Origin of the sequence: Microbacterium sp. NPDC087592, from assembly GCF_044743585.1 — a bacterium.
Classification (GTDB): domain Bacteria; phylum Actinomycetota; class Actinomycetes; order Actinomycetales; family Microbacteriaceae; genus Microbacterium.
The window spans coordinates 1,458,395-1,474,343 of the sequence record NZ_JBIUWT010000001.1 but is presented as its reverse complement, the minus strand read 5'-3'; the positions used below and the strand labels follow the sequence as shown (position 1 = coordinate 1,474,343).

Here is a 15,949-nt window from a genome sequence, read left to right as displayed (position 1 = left end):
TCCCTGGCGCCAGGCTATCCGGGGCGACACGACCCTTCAAGGGAGTCCGCCACCGGCGGAACCGCGACCCCGCCACCCGGCGGACGGGAGGCGTCGGATCCGCCGTGGCTGGCGGGTTACCCTCGGATGCGGCGTGCACGAGGCTGGCGGGTAGCCGCCGCGATGGCGGCCGAGGACAAAGGAGTTCTGATGACTGACACGACCCTGGCGCGCCCGCCCTTCGACCCCGAACTCGAAGCCGCCCTCGCCCTCGTGGGCGACCAACTGCCGTCCACGCTCACGCCGGAGATGATCCCGTTCCTGCGCCAGTCGCCGGTCGGCAGCGAGGATGAGATCTTCGCTGCGCTCGCCGAGCGCGGGTTCACCTTTCGCGACGTGTCGATCCCCGGCCACGGGGGTGACGAGATCGTGGTCTCCGTGATCGAGAAGGAAGGCCGCACCGGCACCGGTCCCGGCTTCTTCCACACCCATGGCGGCGGGATGATCATCGGCAACCGCTGGCTCGGTGTCGTCGGCTTCCTCGACTGGGCCGAGCGGTTCAACGGTGTGATCGTCACGGTCGAGTACCGGCTCGCCCCCGAGTTCCCCGATCCGTACCCGGTGGAGGACTGCTACGCCGCGCTGCTGTGGGCGGCCGAGAACGCGGGGGAGCTCGGCATCGACCTGTCACGCCTCATGATCGGCGGCGGGAGCGCGGGCGGCGGTCTGGCTGCCGGCACCGCTCTGCTGGCCCGTGACCGGCGAGGCCCTGAGCTGATCGGGCAGCTGCTCATCTACCCGATGCTCGATGACCGCGACGAGTCGGTGTCGACCCGTCAGATCGACGGCATCGGCGTCTGGGACCGCGGATCGAACATCACCGGCTGGACGGCGCTCCTGGGCGACCGCAAGGGCACCGATGACGTCTCGATCTATGCCGCCCCGGCCAGGGCCGCCGACCTGCGCGGACTGCCGCCCGCGTTCATCGACTGCGGCAGTGCCGAGGTGTTCCGCGACGAGGATGTCGCCTACGCCACGAAGCTCTGGGAGGCCGGGGTCCAGGCCGAGCTGCACGTGTGGGCCGGCGGCTTCCACGGCTTCGACATGTTCGCCCCCCACACCGCCGTCGCGCAGGCCATGCTCGCCGCGCGGGACAACTGGGTGAACCGCTTGCTCTCCTGAGTCCGATCCCACCCTGCGGGGCCGAACCGACCCCGTAGGGTGGAATCCCCGTGCGCGATGGAGCCCGACATGCAAGATCTGCTGGGGCGGCTCACCGCCCTCGACCCGGATGCCAGCGAGACGCTCAAGGTCGTCACCTACTTCGATGCCCTCGTCGCCCGATCCGTCGGCGTGGAGAGCATGCTGCGCGGTGCCGCTGTGCTCAGCGGCGCGACAGTCGGCCAGCGCGATGGACGGCAGATCGTGCGGGTGCGGGCCGACGGCGTGCGCATCGACCCGATCGAGCCGTCGCATGCCTGGCCGGTGCGGGAGAGCGGGCCGGGAGCGATCGCGTGGATCGAGCGGGAGGGGCCCGCGCACACGAACGACACGATGATCTTGGAGCGGCTGAGTCTCGCCCTCGGCATCATCCGAGCGCGCCGCTCGGTGGGACCGGAGAGCGCGGTCGAACTCGCGATCAGCTCGTACGCGGGAGCCGACGAGCGCGCTGCCGCTCTGCCCCGGCTCCGGCTCGGCGCGCGCACGCTGCGCCTGGTCGCCTCACCGCCCGATCCTGCGCCCCTGCCGCAGCATCCGTCGGCCGTGGTCGCCACCCGGCACGGCCTGACCCGCGCGACGATCCTGGATGCCGAGACGGATGCCGTGAGCGCCTGGCCTGACAGCGAGGGGCTGCGCCTCGGTCTCGGAACCGCGGGGCCGGGGGAGCACCTTCCACGGTCGTGGTCCTCGGCGTTGGTCGCCGTCCGATTGACCAGTCCCGCAGAACCGGTCGTCGATGTCGCCGAACTCGGAGCCCTGCTGCTCGTCGCGGAGGCCGCCGAGCAAGGTCCGCTCCATCCGGATGCCGCCGCGCTCGCCGCCCTCGACGACCGCAGTCGCGAGCTCCTCGACGCCGTCGCCGAGGAGCAGAGCGTGCGCGCCGCAGCCCTCCGCCTGGGCCGACATCACTCCAGCGTGCAGGAGCGGTTGACGGCTCTCGTCGAGGGCCTGGGCTACGACCCGCGTACCTCTCGAGGGCACGCCCGGTATGTGCTCGCCCGGATGCTGCTGACGCTCGGGTCCTGAGCAGGCGACTCAGTTCAGTGCCGACGTCAGCCGGAACACCCCGTCGAGGAAGGTCGACTTCGCGGGCTCGCGCAGCCACTCGTCGAGGGTCAGCTCACGCCCCGCGGTGCGGTACTTCTGCTCGACCTCGCGCATCTGCGCCACGAAGGACTCTCCGCGCACGAGCAGTGACATCTCCGAGTTCAGGCTGAACGAGCGGATGTCCATGTTGCTCGAGCCGATCACGGCGACGTCGTCGTCGATGGAGAAGTGCTTCGCGTGCAGGATGTACGGCGGCGGGTAGAGGAAGATCCGCACGCCCGCGCGCAGCAGTGTCTCGTAGTAGGAGCGCTGCGCGTGATAGACCATCCCCTGGTCGCCGAGCTCGGAGACGAACAGGTGCACATCGAGTCCGCGCTGGCAGGCCGTGGTGATCGCGTAGATCATGGCCTCGTCGGGCACGAAGTACGGGCTGGTGAGGATGACCCTCTCGGTGGCGCCGTGGATGAGGGAGAGGAACATCCGCAGGTTGTTCTCGGTGCCGTACGCCGGGCCGCTCGGCACCATCTGGCAGTGCAGGTCGCCGCCTGCGGGTCGCGGCACGGCGGACGCCGGAACCCGCTCGACGGTGGACAGATCCTCGCCGGTCTCGATCAGCCAGTCGGAGAGGAAGACGGCGTCGACCTGGGCGACGACCGGACCCTCGACCCGCGCGATCAGCTCCTGCCACATCAGTCCGCGCTTGATGTTCTTCTCCGCGTTGTAGTCGCGCGAGATGAGGTTCTGCGAGCCGACGAACCCGACCCTCCCGTCCACGACGACGAGTTTGCGGTGGTTGCGCAGGTCGGGTCGCTGGTACTGACCCTTGAGCGGCCGCACCGGCAGCATCCACGACCAGGACACGCCGATCCGGTCGAGCTCGGCGAACGTCTCCTCGGACTTCGGGATCTTGCGCGAGGCGATGTAGTCGGCCAGCAGACGCACGGAGACGCCGCGGGCGACGGCCTTCTCCATCGCCGTGAAGAATCCGCGGGTCGTGGCGTCCGACGCGGCGATGTAGAACTCGACGTGCACGTACCGCTCGGCCGTGTCGATCGCGGCGGCCATGGCATCGATCGACCCCTGGTAGTCGTCGATCAGCTCGGCCGAAGAATCGCCGACCACCGGCAGTCCCGTGAGGGCGTGATTCTGCTGAGCCACGCGCTGGAGCCAGCGTGGAGCCTGCGGGTCCGGATCCTCCACGGCCGCGGCGGCGATCATCGCGGTGATGCGCTGCTGCTCGTCGCGGCGCTTCTTCGGCAGCCGGAAGTTGCCGATCAGCAGGTAGAGGCCCATGCCGACGAACGGCACGAGGAACACGAGCAGCAGCCAGGCCATCGCGGCCGTGGGCTTGCGGTCGCGGGGAATGTAGATCAGCGCGATCACGTTGATGGCGAGGGCCGCGAGGGCCAGGATCGTCCAGATCAGGTTCGCGGAGACGAGCGCGTCCATTCGTCCTCCTTCGAGGGGATGCCTGAGTGTGGCACGCGGTGCGACGGGCGCGGTGCGCGGCTCATCCTGCACGGGTGGGGCGTTCGCGGCGTCGGAGTGTGCCGCGCACGGTCACTCGAAGCCGGGATACTCCTGCAGCTTCGTCTCGAACTCGTCGCGGTCGGCCTCGCCGAGCACACCGCTGGCGATCACGACGAGCTGCAGACCTTCGAGTGGCTCCCCGGTGCGGGCCGTCTGGGCTTCGCGCGCGGCGAGGAAGCCGCCGTCCCGGTCGTTCGACAGGTCGTAGATGTTGGCGTAGAAGCGCATCGGATCGGGGTAGTTCTCGGTGTAGTACTCCCACGTGTGCTGCGTGCGGGGATCATCGCTGCCGTAGAGCTTCGCGATCATCGACGGGTCGATGCCCGACCCGGTCGGGTCGTTGAAGGAGTAGAGCTCCCACAGGCCGTGCCGCACGACCTCGTCGTTGATCGCGGCCATCACCGCTTGCTTGCGCGCGTAGCCCTGCACGGGCTGCTCGGTCGCCCACGCCGCGGAGGTGTACTCGACGAGCATCGATTCGCCGCCGTAGCCGTTGCGTTCGGGGCGCAGGTCCTCGTCACCGACGGGGACCCAGGTGTATCCGAACTCCTGGGTGAGCCGAGTCCGGATGTCGGCGAAGAGCTCTTCGGACTGCGCGCGCACCTCCTCCAGGGACTGCTGCCCGAGCGTCTCCTGCGGATCGGTGCCCTTGATGCCGGGGTACGCCTCCGCGTGCTTCTGATCGGCGGACTTGGCGCCCTGGTAGCTGCCGGCGGCCGAGGTCTGCAGCGCGCTCATGCCGCCGACGGTCGCGACGTTGAACAGGACGGTCACGATCAGCGCGATCGCCCCCAGCTTGCGTGCACGCGGCGAGAACAGGGCGGCGACGACCGTGCCGACCACCACGAGCTGCGCGGTGAGCATCGTGACGCCGTAGAGCACGTCGGTGCCGCCGGCGACCAGCGTGCCGAGCAGGGTCAGCGCGAACAGGACGGCGATGGCGAGGGCGATCCATCCGAGGGCGTTCGCGGGTTGCTTCGGGTCCGGGGAGATCGGGTTCGGGGCGACGGCGGATTCACGGGCGGGGGCCGATGCCTGGCGTCGCGCACCGTGATAACCGCCGGGCGGGGGGACGGGAGGTGCCCCTTCGGCCCCGGCGAGGTAGCGGGCCCGTTGCTGCTCGTGATCGCTCACCACGGCTTGTCCGTTCCCGTGCCGCCGGGCTCGTCGCCCTGCTGCTGATCCCGCTCCTGCGTGCCCTGTTCGAGCTTGCCCTCGAGTTCGTCGAGTTTGCCCTCGGAGGGCTGCTCTTCTTCACCGGGCTGCTGCTCGGGTTCCTGTGGCTCCTGCTGTTGCTCCTGCTGCTTCTGCTTGAGCCGATCCTCGGTGCCGTCGAGGGTGTCGGACATGTCGCGTTGCGGGTCGGAGGACTGCTGCTGCGCCTCTTCGCTGTGGCACTCCTCCGGCGTCTCGACCGTGATGGTGAGCGCCTCGCCGTAGAACTCGGCTGCGGCGGCACCGTCGCCGTCGGCACGCGCGGCGTCGCCCATCCGCTCGACGACGAGCGCGAGGTTGATCCGCACCCCGCATACCTCCAGTCCGGTGGCGAGATCGAGCGCCTCTTCGAGCTCAGCCCTGGCCTCGGGCAGCTGCTCGGCCGCGCCGAGGGCGGTTCCGATGTTGAACGGTGCCTTGTACGGTTCGAACCAGTTGAGGAAGTCCTGTCCGCGCGCCGAGGCTTCGGAGCCTGCGAAGTCGTCGACCACGTAGGCGGTGATCGCCTGGTGAGCGAACGCGTACATGCTCAGCAGCTTGCCCACGAAGAGCAGCGCCGCGAGGGTGAGCGGGATGGTTCCGATCGCGACCCACCGGCGGATGCTGCGGCGACGACGGTTCGAGCGGAGAAGCGCTGCGGCCGCTTCGTTCGGGAGGGGTGCGCGGTGCGCTTCGGTGACGGGGCGTGTCGAAGCGTGCGTCACGCTCCACCTCCTCGCCACTCGCGCCCCGTGCTGCGGCAGACGAGCGGTCCTCGAATCGGCACGGGAAGCGCTGAACATCCTATCCAGGGAACAACAGAGCCGACCTCAGGTATCCCCGAGGTCGGCTCTCTGTCCGTGCGCCCTAGCCTGCGGTGGGCAGGGTGAACTGTGAGAACGTCGACGGTGTTGCGGTGCAGTCGTTCTGGATGTAGTTCGCACCGTCTGCGGTGTTGCCGTCGAGCACCGTGAGGCACTGGCCGGAGTGGCTGGCGACGAGCTGGCTGTAACCGTTGCCCAGGTCCTTCAGGCTCCACAGGAGGTGCGCCTGGTCGGAGCAGTCCCACTGCAGCACCTGCGCGTGTCCCGACAGGACCTTGGCGCTCAACGACACGGCGAGGCACGCTCCTGTCGCCACGTTCTTGAGCTGGACCTTGCCGTACGGCTTCGGCACGATGGTCCACTGCTGTGATGCGGCTTTCGTGACGGGCTGCTGGACTGCGGGGGAGGCGGAGCCGGAGACTCCGAGGGCCTTGCCGCTGTCCTTCGCGACCAGCGCGACGGTGCCGGCGGGGCGCAGGAGGAACTTGAGGTTGTCCGCGCCGGTGGTCGCGCCGCAGTCGGTCTGGACGTAGTTCGCGCCGTCTGCGGCGCCGCCACTGAGCGTGAGGCACTTGCCGGAGTGGCCGGCGACGAGCTGCCCGTAGCCGTTGCCGACGTCCTTGAGGCTCCAGAGGAAGTTGGCGGTGTCGGCACAGGCCCACTGCAGCACCTGCGCGTTTCCCGACAAGACCTTGCTCAAGGACACCGCGAGGCAGGCCCCGGTGGCCACGTTCTTCAGTTGGAACTTGCCGTCCGGCTTCGGAACCGTGGTCCACTGCTGTGATGCCGCTCCCGTGACGGGCTGCTGCACCGTGGGGGATGCGGTGCCGGAGACTCCGACGGCCTTGCCGCTGAACTTCGAGACCAGCGCGATGGTGCCGGTCGGCGGCGTCGCCCGGGCGACGCCGCTCGTGGCGGTGTTCCCGGCGGCGTCCTTCGCGACGACCGTGTACTGCGGCAGCGGACCGGTCGGGGCCGCCGTGTCGGTGAGCACGACGTCCGGACGCTTCCACCAGGTCGCATCCGCCGTCGTGGTCGCAACGGGCGTCGAGGTGCCCGACCGGTAGAGCTCGTACGTCAGCGTGAGATCGTCACGATCCCAGTTGGCGGGAATGGTGACGGTGACGCGCTTCGCATCGTCGGTGGTTCGCGTTGCAGAGCCGACCCAGTCGTCGCCGGAGAGGCGCGGCTTGTCCTTCGCTCCGCCGGGAGGCGTAGTCGAGAAGCGGACGAGTCCTTCGAATTGGCCGTTGTTGACGGAACGGAACTCGCCGCCGATGGAGATCATGTTCCCGGTTCCGGTGATCGACAGGCCCGCCTGACCCAGTCCCGAGGTCACGCCGACGGCCCAGTCCGGCGACCACGCGTAGGCCGAGGGAGCGGGCGTGCCCGCCCAGTCCTTGTACTTGGGAGCCGCAGGCTGGTGTCCGAGTGTTCCGCGCGCGTCGGCCGTGAAGGCTTCGGAGTAGCGGTGCGTGGTCTTCGGCTGCTCCGGGTGCAGGCCGACAGTCCCGCAGGCGTGGGTGTGGCTCGTGGTGTAGACCACCTTGCCCGTGGAGTAGACGCCGTAGTGGTCCCCGAGGCAGTCGGCGACCCAGCGGATCTTGCCGGTGCCGGCCTCGGCGGCGAACGCGCCTTCCAGGTTGACCGTCTCGCCCACCTCGAAAGCCCAGGCGGTGCCGTAGACACCGGTCGCGTCGGTGGCGAGCCCGAAGATCCCGGCTTGCCCCGCGGAAGTCGCGGTCGCTCCGTTCTTGATCGTCTGGGGGGCCTGCCAGTTCGTGTCCACGACGCCGCTGCCCTTCCAGACCGCGCCGAGACCCCGCATCGCGGTGTTGCCGCTGATCTGCGTGAAGCGTCCGCCGATGATGGTGTCTTTCCCGGCCGGGTCCATGACCATGGCGTCGACCTGCTGGTCGGTCGTGGGTGCCCAGGGCAGGAGGGCGCCGTTCGAGGCTTCGAAGGCGGCGAGGTTCTTGCGTGCGGTGCCGTTGCCCTGCGTGAAGAGCCCGCCGGCGTAGACGCTGGTTCCGGAGGTCGTCAACGCGTAGACGCCTGATCCGCCGATCGAGGGGATGAAGCCCGGGACGAGTTCGCCGGTCTTCGCGTCGAGGGCGGCGATGTTCCAGCGGTCTTTGCCGTTGACGGCGTTGAAGGAGCCGCCGATGTAGATGCGGCTGCCGTCGGGCGATGCGGCGACGGCCTTGATGACGCCGTTGACCGTGGGTGCGAAGGGGAGCAGTGCGCCGGTGTCGATGTCGTAGGCGAGCACGTTCGAACGCGCGGTGAGCGCGGTACCTGGTGCGGCCTTCGGTTCGCGGGCGTTGTCGAACTTGCCGACCGCGTAGACGGTGGACCCGATGGTCGTCTGCGCCCAGACGTAGCCGTTGTCGATCTGGACGGTCGGAATCGGGTCTGACGTGACGACGTTGTCGTCACGTTGCAGCAGTGGTGGCGGCGAGACTTCCGCCGCCACCGCCGCTCCGCCACCGAACGAGACCAGGCCGCTCACGACCAGGACACCGACGACGACGCCGATGGCCGCCTTTCGGACGCGCTTCAGCGCAAGGATGTTCCCCATGTGTTGTTCCCCAGTGATTTGATGCCGACCCCAGATCGACATGACATCGCCGTGCGTTCCCTCACCGAGACGGCTTCCCCACGAGTCCGCACACGGTCGGTCCGCAACGACGAACCCCAGTCGGAGCACGATAGCTACCGACATGTAAAATAATAGCATATGGGGTGCGGCCCGTGAAGAGGGCCGACATCAGCCTCGGCTAGTTCGTTGCCCCCATGGCGATGCCCCGCTGGTGGCGGCGTTGCCGTCGGCATCCTTCGCCACCACCGTGTACTCCAGCGGAGTGTCGCTCGGCGCTGTCAGGTCGACGAGGGTGATGTCCGGTCGGTTCCACCAGGTTGCATCGGCGGTCGTCGTGGCCACCGGCGTCGTGCTGTCCGAGCGGTGGAGCTCGTACGTCAGCGTCAGGTCGTCCCGATCCCAGTTGGCGGGGAGGGTGATGGTGACGCCTTCGGTGCCCTCGGCATTCGGCGCGACACTTCCCGTCCAGCTGTCGCCGGAGAGACGCGGCCCGTCCTTGGCTCCTCCCGGAGGTGTTGTGGAGAAGCGGACGATGCCCTCGAACTGCCCGTTGTTGACCGAGCGGAACTCACCGCCGATCGAGATCATGTCTCCCGTACCCGTGATCGACAGGCCCGCCTGGCCCATGCCGGTGGTGACGCCGACGGCCCAGTCGGGCGTCCAGGCATACGCGGACGGTGCCGGGGTTCCTGCCCAGTCCTTGTAGTTGACGTTGGGCTGGTGTCCCAGAGTGCCCCTGGGGTCGGCCGTGAAGGCTTCGGAGTAACGGTGCGTGAGCTGCTGCTGCTCCGGGTGCAGGCCCATGGTGCCGCAGGCATGGGTGTGGCTGGTCGTGTAGACGACCTTGCCTGTGGAGTAGACGCCGTAGTGATCGCCGAGGCAGTCGGCGATCCAGCGGATCTTCCCACTCCCGGCTTCGACGGCGAAGGTGCCTTCCAGGTTTCCGACTTCGGCGCCCCCATACACCCACCCGGTGCCGTACACGCCGGTGGCATCGGCCGTGAGCGCGAAGATTCCGGCCTTGCCTGAACCGGTGCCGCTGTTCGATCCGTTCTTGATCGCGTCGGATGCCTGCCAGGCGGTGTCCACTGCACCGGTGGTCTTGTCCACGGCGCCGAGGCCGCGCATCGTGGTGTCGCCGCTGACCTGCGAGAAGCGTCCGCCGATGATCGTGTCCGCCCCCGCGGGATCCATCACCATGGCGTCGACCTGCAGGTCGGTCGTCGGCGCCCAGGGCAGCAGCTTGCCATCGGGCGCGTTGAACGCGGTGAGGTTCTTCCGCGCTGTGCCGTTGGCCTGGGTGAACAGGCCGCCGGCGTAGACGCTCGTGCCGGAGGTCGTCAGGGCGTAGACGCCCGTTCCGCCGATGGAGGGCACGAAGCCCGGCACCAGTTCGCCCGTTGTGGCGTCGAGGGCGGCGATGTTCCAGCGGTCTTTGCCGTTGACGGAGTTGAAGGAGCCGCCGATGTAGATGCGGCTGCCGTCGGGCGATGCGGCGACGGCCTTGATGACCCCGTTGACCTTCGGTGCGAACGGCAGCAGCGCCCCGGTCTGGATGTCGTAGGCGAGCACGTTCGACCGCGCCGTGAGCGCCGTTCCCGGTGCGGCTTTCGGCTCCCGGGCGTTGTCGAACTTGCCGACGGCGTAGACCGTCGATCCGATGGTCGTCTGCGCCCAGACGTAGCCGTTGTCGATCTGGACCGTCGGGATCGGATCGGATGTGACGACGTTCTCGTCGCGTTGCAGCAGAGGCGGCGGTGACGACGAGACTTCCGCCGCCACCGCCGCTCCGCCACCGAACGAGACCAGGCCGCTGACGACCAAGACACCGACGACGGCGCCGAAGGCCGCCTTTCGCGCGCGCTTCAGCGCATAGTTGTTCCCCATGATGTTGATTCCCCAGTCATCTGATGCCGACCCCAGATCGGCATGACATCGACGTACGCTCCAGACCGAGACGGCTTCCCCAGAGGCCGCGCCCAGTCGGTTCGTGACGACGAACCCCCAAATCGAAGCATGATAGCTATCGACATGTAAAATAATAGCATATCGGATGCTGGTTCGCTAGTCGGGGCGAGATCAGTCCCATGGCAGACCTGAAGGCGATGGCTGCGCAGCCGGTCGGCCGCTGGGGGACCAGCAGAGCCGACCTCGGGTGCGGTCCGAGGTCGGCTCTCGTTCTTTCCACTCAGGCTGCGGAAGCGGGCGACCCGAGACCCTTCGATCAGTGGGGTGCTATCCAGGTGATGCCGCCGCTGGCGGTGACGTTGCCGTCGGCATCCTTCGCCACCACTGTGTACTCCCGTGGTGTATCGTCCGTGGCGGTCTCGTCCACGAGGATCACGAGTGGTCGGTCCCACCAGGTGGCATCGGCCGTCGTCGTGGCCACCGGCGTCGCGCTGTCCGCGCGGTGGAGCTCGTAGCTGAGGGTCAGGTCATCGCGGTCCCAGTTGGCGGGGAGGGTGACGGTGACGCCCGCGGAACCGTCGGCGTTCCGCTCGGCGCTTCCTGTCCAGTCGTCGCCGGAGAGACGGGGCTTGTCCTTCGCTCCGCCCGGAGGCGTCGTCGAGAAGCGGACGAGTCCTTCGAACTGGCCGTTGTTGACCGAGCGGAACTCGCCGCCGACGGAGATCATGTTCCCGGTGCCCGTGATGGACAGGCCCGCCTGACCCATGCCCGTGGTCTGACCCACGCCCCAGTCCGGGGTCCAGGCATACGCCGACGGAGCGGGCGTACCCGCCCAGTCCCTGTAGTTGACGTTGGGCTGATGCCCCAGTGTGCCCCTGGCATCGGCGGTGAATGCCTCCGAGTATCGGTACGTCGTCTGCCGCTGCTCGGGCTGCAAGCCCACAGTCCGGCATGCGTGGGTGTGGCTCGTCGTGTACACGACCTCGCCGGTGGAGTAGACGCCGTAGTGGTCACCGAGGCAGTCGGCCACCCAGCGGAGCTTGCCGGTCCCGGCTTCGGCCGCGAAAGCCCCTTCCAGGTTGGTCGGCTGTACGGCCCCATAGGACCAGGCGGTGCCGTAGACGCCCGTCGCGTCGGTGGCGAGACCGAAGATTCCCGTTCGCCCCGTGGAGCGGGTGGCCCGGACGTTGTTGATCGCGGACGGTGTCTGCCAGGCGGTGTCCACTGCACCGGTGGCCTTGTCGACGGCGCCGATGCCGCGCAGTGCGGTGTTGCCGCTGACCTGCGAGAAGCGTCCGCCGATGATCGTGTCCGCCCCGGCCGGGTCCATCACCATCGCGTCGACCTGCTGGTCAGTCGTCGGCGCCCAGGGCAGGAGGGTGCCGTTGGAGGCGTCGAAGGCGGCGAGGTTCTTCCGCGCGGTGCGGTTGCCCTGCGTGAACAGCCCACCGGCGTAGACGCTCGTGCCCGAGGTCGCCAGGGCGTAGACGCCCGATCCGCCGATCGACGGGATGAAGCCCGGCACCAGTTCGCCCGTCGTGGGGTCGAGGGCGGCGATGTTCCAGCGGTCTTTGCCGTTGACGGAGTTGAAGGAGCCGCCGATGTAGATGCGGCTGCCATCGGGCGATGCGGCGACGGCCTTGATCACGCCGTTGACCGTGGGTGCGAAGGGCAGCAGTGCGCCGGTCTGGATGTCGTAGGCGAGCACGTTCGACCGGGCGGTCAGTGCGGTGCCCGGTGCGGCTTTCGGTTCGCGGGCGTTGTCGAACTCGCCGACGGCGTAGACCGTCGACCCGATGGTCGCCTGCGCCCAGACGTAGCCGTCGTCGATCTGGACCGTCGGGATCGGATCCGACGTGACGACGTTCTCGTCACGTTGCAGGAGCGGTGGTGGCGAGGGCTCCGCCGCCACCGCCGCTCCGCTGCCGACCGAGACCAGGCCGCTGACGACCAGGGCCCCGACGACAGCGCCGATGGCCGCCTTCCGGGCGCGCTTCAGCGCAAAGATGTTCCCCATGTGATTCCCCAGTGATAGATGTCGACCCATCAGGCCGACATGACATCGCCGCGCGTCCCCACCGAGCCGGCTTCCCCACGAGCCTGCGGCACGGTCGATCCGAGACGACGAACCTATGCCCGGACAGGTAGCCCGTGGCAGGTAAAACGATACGGACCGGCGGACGGGAGCGCCACGGATCCCGGACCTTCATACCGGATCTCCCACAGGTCCTCGCGGCGGGTGCGAGGCGATCGGTGCTACTGCCCGGAGTCGGTGGGATGCCGCTGCCGCGTCGGACGCAGCTGCCGGAGCTTCGCGATGAGCATCGTCGCGCGCGTGAGCTCGATGCCCAGGATGAGGAGGATGACCAGCGCCGCGACCCAGTACAGCTCCGTCACGTTGCCGACCTCGCCCGACTCGGCGTAGTTGGTCGTGGTGGCCGGCGCCTCCGGCAGCACCGGGGCGGCCTCCGCGGTCCGGTGCTCGTACTCCACGCCGAGCTGGTCGGCGATGGCCTCCAGGTTCGTCTCGTCGATCACGGAGAGCGCGTCGGCGCCCTCGTACTGGATGTACTCGGCACCGCCCTCGGCGAGCCCGCCCGTCGTGATGCGCATCGGCCCGCCCTCCGCAGTGCCGTAGCCGAACACGGCCCCTGCGTCGGTGTACTTCTCGCTCGAGCTGAACGACTCGGGCTCGCTGTCGACCGTCTGCTCCCCGTCGCCGAAGTAGAACACCATCCGCGAGCGGTCGGGCGATGATTCCGCCGCCGACGCGAGGGTCTCGGTCAGCAGGGGTGCCGCGATGCCGATCGAGCTCCCGCGCGACTGACTCGTCACTTCGGGCCGCAGCACCTCCAGCGATCCCATGAGTGCCGTGGTGTCGGTGGTCAGCGGCATCCTCAGCTCGGCCGCCGCATCCGAGGTGATGAGCGCGAAGCGTGCTCCTGGGTACTCCTCGACGAGCGTGCGCACGTCTTCACGGATGCCGTCGAGCCGCGGTTCGCCCTCGTCCCAGTCCTCGGCCACGATGCTCGCGGTCGTGTCGACGACGAGCACGATGTCGGTGTCGGTCGCGAGCGTCTGGGTCGCGCCTCCCGGGATACCGGGGCGCAGCAGCAGCGCGGCGCAGGCGAGCACCAGCACCAGGCGCATCGCCCACAGCGCGCGGTGTCCGGCGACCGTGCGCGTGTCGGCAGGCGCCCCTCCGGCGGTCCGGGGCGGTCGCACCAGGACCCAGATCGCGAGTGCGGCGACCGGGGCGCACAGCAGCAGGATCAGCAGCGGGTTCAGCACGGGCTGGAAGATCACAGTCGCACCCTCCACAGCACCACGACGAAGCCGAGGAGACAGACCGAGAGCACCGCGATCCAGAGATTCGGGGCGTCCGTCCAGACCACCTGCGCCTCGCCGCGCAGCTCGGTCGCCTCCTGCTCCTGCACCTGCTCGACGATGTCGGAGACCGTCGTCGTGTCGCGCAGGCCGAATGCGGCCCCGCCGGTGGACTCGGCCGCGGCGGAGAGCTCCGCGCTGACGTCGGCATCCTTGCCCTGCACGGGATTCAGCGCGAACACCCGCACCTCCTTCGAGGCCGCGTAGGCCGCGGCCTCGTCGAGCGTGACGATGGAGGCGCCGTTGACCTCGTTGTCGGTCGCGAAGATCACCGACCGCGAACGGTCGTCACCCGGACGGTCGAACCCCATCGTGCAGGCGGCGAGGCCGTCGCCGATCAGGGAGGCGCCGTCGCCGTTGAGCGTGCCGACCCAGTGCTCGGGGATCTGGTCGACGTAGTCGAAACTCCGGGTCATGCTCTCCAGGTGCTCGCGGATGAAGTCGTAGTCGTCGGTCAGTGGGAAGATCTGCACCGGGGAGCTGTTGAAGATGGTCAGCCCGATCCGCTCGCCCTCGAAGTCGTCGAGCAGCTCCTCGAAGACCGTCAGCACCTCGACGTCGACCTCGGACATCGAGCCGGAGACGTCGAGGCACAGCATGATGTCGCGGCTCGTGTTGACCGGCTGGATGGTCTGGGCCGACATCGGTCGAGCGGCCACGACGCCCGCCACGATCGCCGTCACCGCGCCCAGGGCGAGGATTCCCGACAGTGCGAGGGCCCGCCGAGCCAGCGCACGGCGGAACGTCGGCAGTGCGCGCAGCCGCTCGGCGCGAGCGACACGCGCCGTGTCGCCGCCGCGACCGCCGCCGCGTCGCCGCAGCCCGAGGATCAAGCCGACCGTGACGGCGGTCAGGACGACGGCGACCGCGGCGACCAGCATCCACACGTTCGCTAGTGCCACGCCCGCACCACCGTTCGTGCCGCCTCGGCACCGGCGATCGGATCGATGGCCGGTCCCGGCCGGAAGATGCTGGGGTAGTAGTGCCTGCCCATCGCGTCGATCAAAGCGGGATGCACGCCCCGCGCCACGAGGTCATCGAGCGCGAGCACCGGGGCCTCCAGGCCGCTGTACTCGTTCACGAACGTGCGGACGACGCGGCTCAGTTCGAGGTTCGCCTGCCGGGCGGTGAGTCGGTTCGCGCGGTAATCGCCCTCGATCTGCTGGATGCGACCCATGTACTCGGTGCGCAGCTGCGACAGCACGTCGATGATCAGCGGCGGGTGCCCGGCGGCCTCATCCACGGGCAGAGTGCGGCGAGGACGGGTGAGCGCGATCAGCAGCCAGGCGCCGAGGACCAGGAGGACCAGGATGCCGATGGCGAGCAGCATCCATCCCCAGCCGTACTGCGCCGGCGGGTAGAGCTCTTCAGAGCCGGGCATTCGACCTCCGGTTCAGCAGCTGCAATAGCTGCGCGACGGCGTCGTCCTGCCCGTCGAGGGAGGAGTGGCTGATCTCGAGGCGGGTGAGGAGCTCATCCCGGTGCGCCGCGTCGGCATCGTGCTGCGCGGTCAGCTCCTGCACGATGGCACGGTCGCCCTGCACGAAGTCCGGCACCTGCCAGCGGCTGTCCGCGTCGCTGCGGATGCGTCCGGTGGCGTGATCCAGCACGGGGTCGGCGTCACGCAGGGTGAGCCAGAGCACGTCGTGCTGCACGCGCAGGCGGCGCAGCATCCGCTCGGTCTCGCTCGTCACCGGGGCCTCGTCGGTGATGACGACGACGATCATCCGGCGGGAGATCGTGCGGGTCACGAACGAGAGCAGGGCGTCGCGGTCGCTGGGCGCCGAGCTGTCGTCGATCGCCCGGTCGATCGTGCGCAGGGCGTGTTCGAGCGCGCCCTCGCTGCGGCCGGGCGCGAGACGCCGCACCTTCACCGCATCGCCGTAGACGGTGCTGAAGTCGTCGCCGTGGCGCAGCGTGAGCACGCCGAGCGTCCCCGTCGCGAGGATCGCCAGCTCCTTCTTCGACCGCTCGTCGGCGGCGAGGGCCGACATCGAGCGGCCCGTGTCGACCACGAACAGCACCGTGTGCATGCGGGTCGCGCGGGAGCGTTTGACGAGCGGGGTGCCCAGCCGCGCGGTCGCCCGCCAGTCGATGTCGCGCACCTGATCGCCGTACTCGTACTTGCGCAGGTCTTCGAAGTCGAGGCTCCGCCCGTGCAGGAGCGACGCGTAGGCGCCGTCGAGCGCGTGCAGCGACTTGCGCGTCGAGTGGATGAAGAGCTTGCTCTTCACCTGCGTGATCAGGCTGGGCATCG

12 protein-coding genes are annotated in these 15,949 nt (G+C 69.0%); 2 read left to right on the top strand and 10 right to left on the bottom strand.

Annotated elements, in window-relative coordinates; translation table 11 throughout:
• Nucleotides 1-189: 189 nt before the first annotated feature.
• Both ACIOTO_RS06935 and ACIOTO_RS06930 read left to right on the top strand, forming a co-directional pair.
• A complete protein-coding gene (locus tag ACIOTO_RS06935) occupies nt 190-1,161 on the top strand; it encodes an alpha/beta hydrolase (protein ID WP_400857187.1) in 972 nt (323 codons plus the stop codon).
• Between the two features lie 69 nt (nt 1,162-1,230).
• Entirely contained in the window at nt 1,231-2,226 is a 996-nt protein-coding gene (locus tag ACIOTO_RS06930; protein ID WP_400857186.1) for a hypothetical protein, read from the top strand.
• 9 nt (nt 2,227-2,235) lie between these two features.
• On the opposite strand, the gene cls is transcribed toward ACIOTO_RS06930, so the two are convergent.
• From cls to ACIOTO_RS06880, 10 genes are all read right to left on the bottom strand, one after another.
• Nucleotides 2,236-3,696 (bottom strand): cardiolipin synthase, encoded by a 1,461-nt coding sequence (gene cls, locus ACIOTO_RS06925; protein WP_400857185.1) that lies wholly within the window; start codon nt 3,694-3,696, stop codon nt 2,236-2,238.
• 111 nt (nt 3,697-3,807) lie between these two features.
• A complete protein-coding gene (locus tag ACIOTO_RS06920) occupies nt 3,808-4,911 on the bottom strand; it encodes a hypothetical protein (protein WP_400857184.1) in 1,104 nt (367 codons plus the stop codon).
• Entirely contained in the window at nt 4,908-5,696 is a 789-nt protein-coding gene (locus ACIOTO_RS06915; RefSeq protein WP_400857183.1) for a hypothetical protein, read from the bottom strand. The genes ACIOTO_RS06920 and ACIOTO_RS06915 overlap by 4 nt, the downstream gene beginning before the upstream one ends.
• A gap of 142 nt (nt 5,697-5,838) precedes the next feature.
• Complete coding sequence (locus tag ACIOTO_RS06910; RefSeq protein WP_400857182.1) at nt 5,839-8,376, bottom strand: RICIN domain-containing protein; 2,538 nt, start codon at nt 8,374-8,376, stop codon at nt 5,839-5,841.
• Nucleotides 8,377-8,565: 189 nt separating this feature from the next.
• On the bottom strand, nt 8,566-10,284 hold the full coding sequence (locus tag ACIOTO_RS06905; protein ID WP_400857181.1) for a hypothetical protein: 1,719 nt from the start codon (nt 10,282-10,284) through the stop codon (nt 8,566-8,568).
• A 337-nt stretch (nt 10,285-10,621) separates the two neighbouring features.
• Nucleotides 10,622-12,322, bottom strand: coding sequence for a hypothetical protein (locus tag ACIOTO_RS06900; RefSeq protein ID WP_400857179.1), 1,701 nt, complete (start codon nt 12,320-12,322; stop codon nt 10,622-10,624).
• Nucleotides 12,323-12,561: 239 nt separating this feature from the next.
• The gene (locus ACIOTO_RS06895; RefSeq protein ID WP_400857177.1) at nt 12,562-13,611 is read right to left on the bottom strand and encodes a VWA domain-containing protein; all 1,050 of its coding nucleotides are present in this window, start codon (nt 13,609-13,611) and stop codon (nt 12,562-12,564) included.
• A complete protein-coding gene (locus ACIOTO_RS06890) occupies nt 13,608-14,594 on the bottom strand; it encodes a VWA domain-containing protein (protein ID WP_400857176.1) in 987 nt (328 codons plus the stop codon). The genes ACIOTO_RS06895 and ACIOTO_RS06890 overlap by 4 nt, the downstream gene beginning before the upstream one ends.
• Entirely contained in the window at nt 14,585-15,073 is a 489-nt protein-coding gene (locus ACIOTO_RS06885; RefSeq protein WP_105711417.1) for a hypothetical protein, read from the bottom strand. The genes ACIOTO_RS06890 and ACIOTO_RS06885 overlap by 10 nt, the downstream gene beginning before the upstream one ends.
• Complete coding sequence (locus ACIOTO_RS06880; protein WP_400857175.1) at nt 15,060-15,947, bottom strand: DUF58 domain-containing protein; 888 nt, start codon at nt 15,945-15,947, stop codon at nt 15,060-15,062. The genes ACIOTO_RS06885 and ACIOTO_RS06880 overlap by 14 nt, the downstream gene beginning before the upstream one ends.
• Nucleotides 15,948-15,949: the final 2 nt, after the last annotated feature.

Coding starts and splice junctions, on each gene's coding strand:
- ACIOTO_RS06880 (WP_400857175.1), bottom strand. CDS start 15,947: ATGCCCAGCCTGATCACGCAGGTGAAGAGCAAGCTCTTCATCCACTCG.
- ACIOTO_RS06935 (WP_400857187.1), top strand. CDS start 190: ATGACTGACACGACCCTGGCGCGCCCGCCCTTCGACCCCGAACTCGAA.
- ACIOTO_RS06905 (WP_400857181.1), bottom strand. CDS start 10,284: ATGGGGAACAACTATGCGCTGAAGCGCGCGCGAAAGGCGGCCTTCGGC.
- ACIOTO_RS06885 (WP_105711417.1), bottom strand. CDS start 15,073: ATGCCCGGCTCTGAAGAGCTCTACCCGCCGGCGCAGTACGGCTGGGGA.
- cls (WP_400857185.1), bottom strand. CDS start 3,696: ATGGACGCGCTCGTCTCCGCGAACCTGATCTGGACGATCCTGGCCCTC.
- ACIOTO_RS06910 (WP_400857182.1), bottom strand. CDS start 8,376: ATGGGGAACATCCTTGCGCTGAAGCGCGTCCGAAAGGCGGCCATCGGC.
- ACIOTO_RS06900 (WP_400857179.1), bottom strand. CDS start 12,322: ATGGGGAACATCTTTGCGCTGAAGCGCGCCCGGAAGGCGGCCATCGGC.
- ACIOTO_RS06930 (WP_400857186.1), top strand. CDS start 1,231: ATGCAAGATCTGCTGGGGCGGCTCACCGCCCTCGACCCGGATGCCAGC.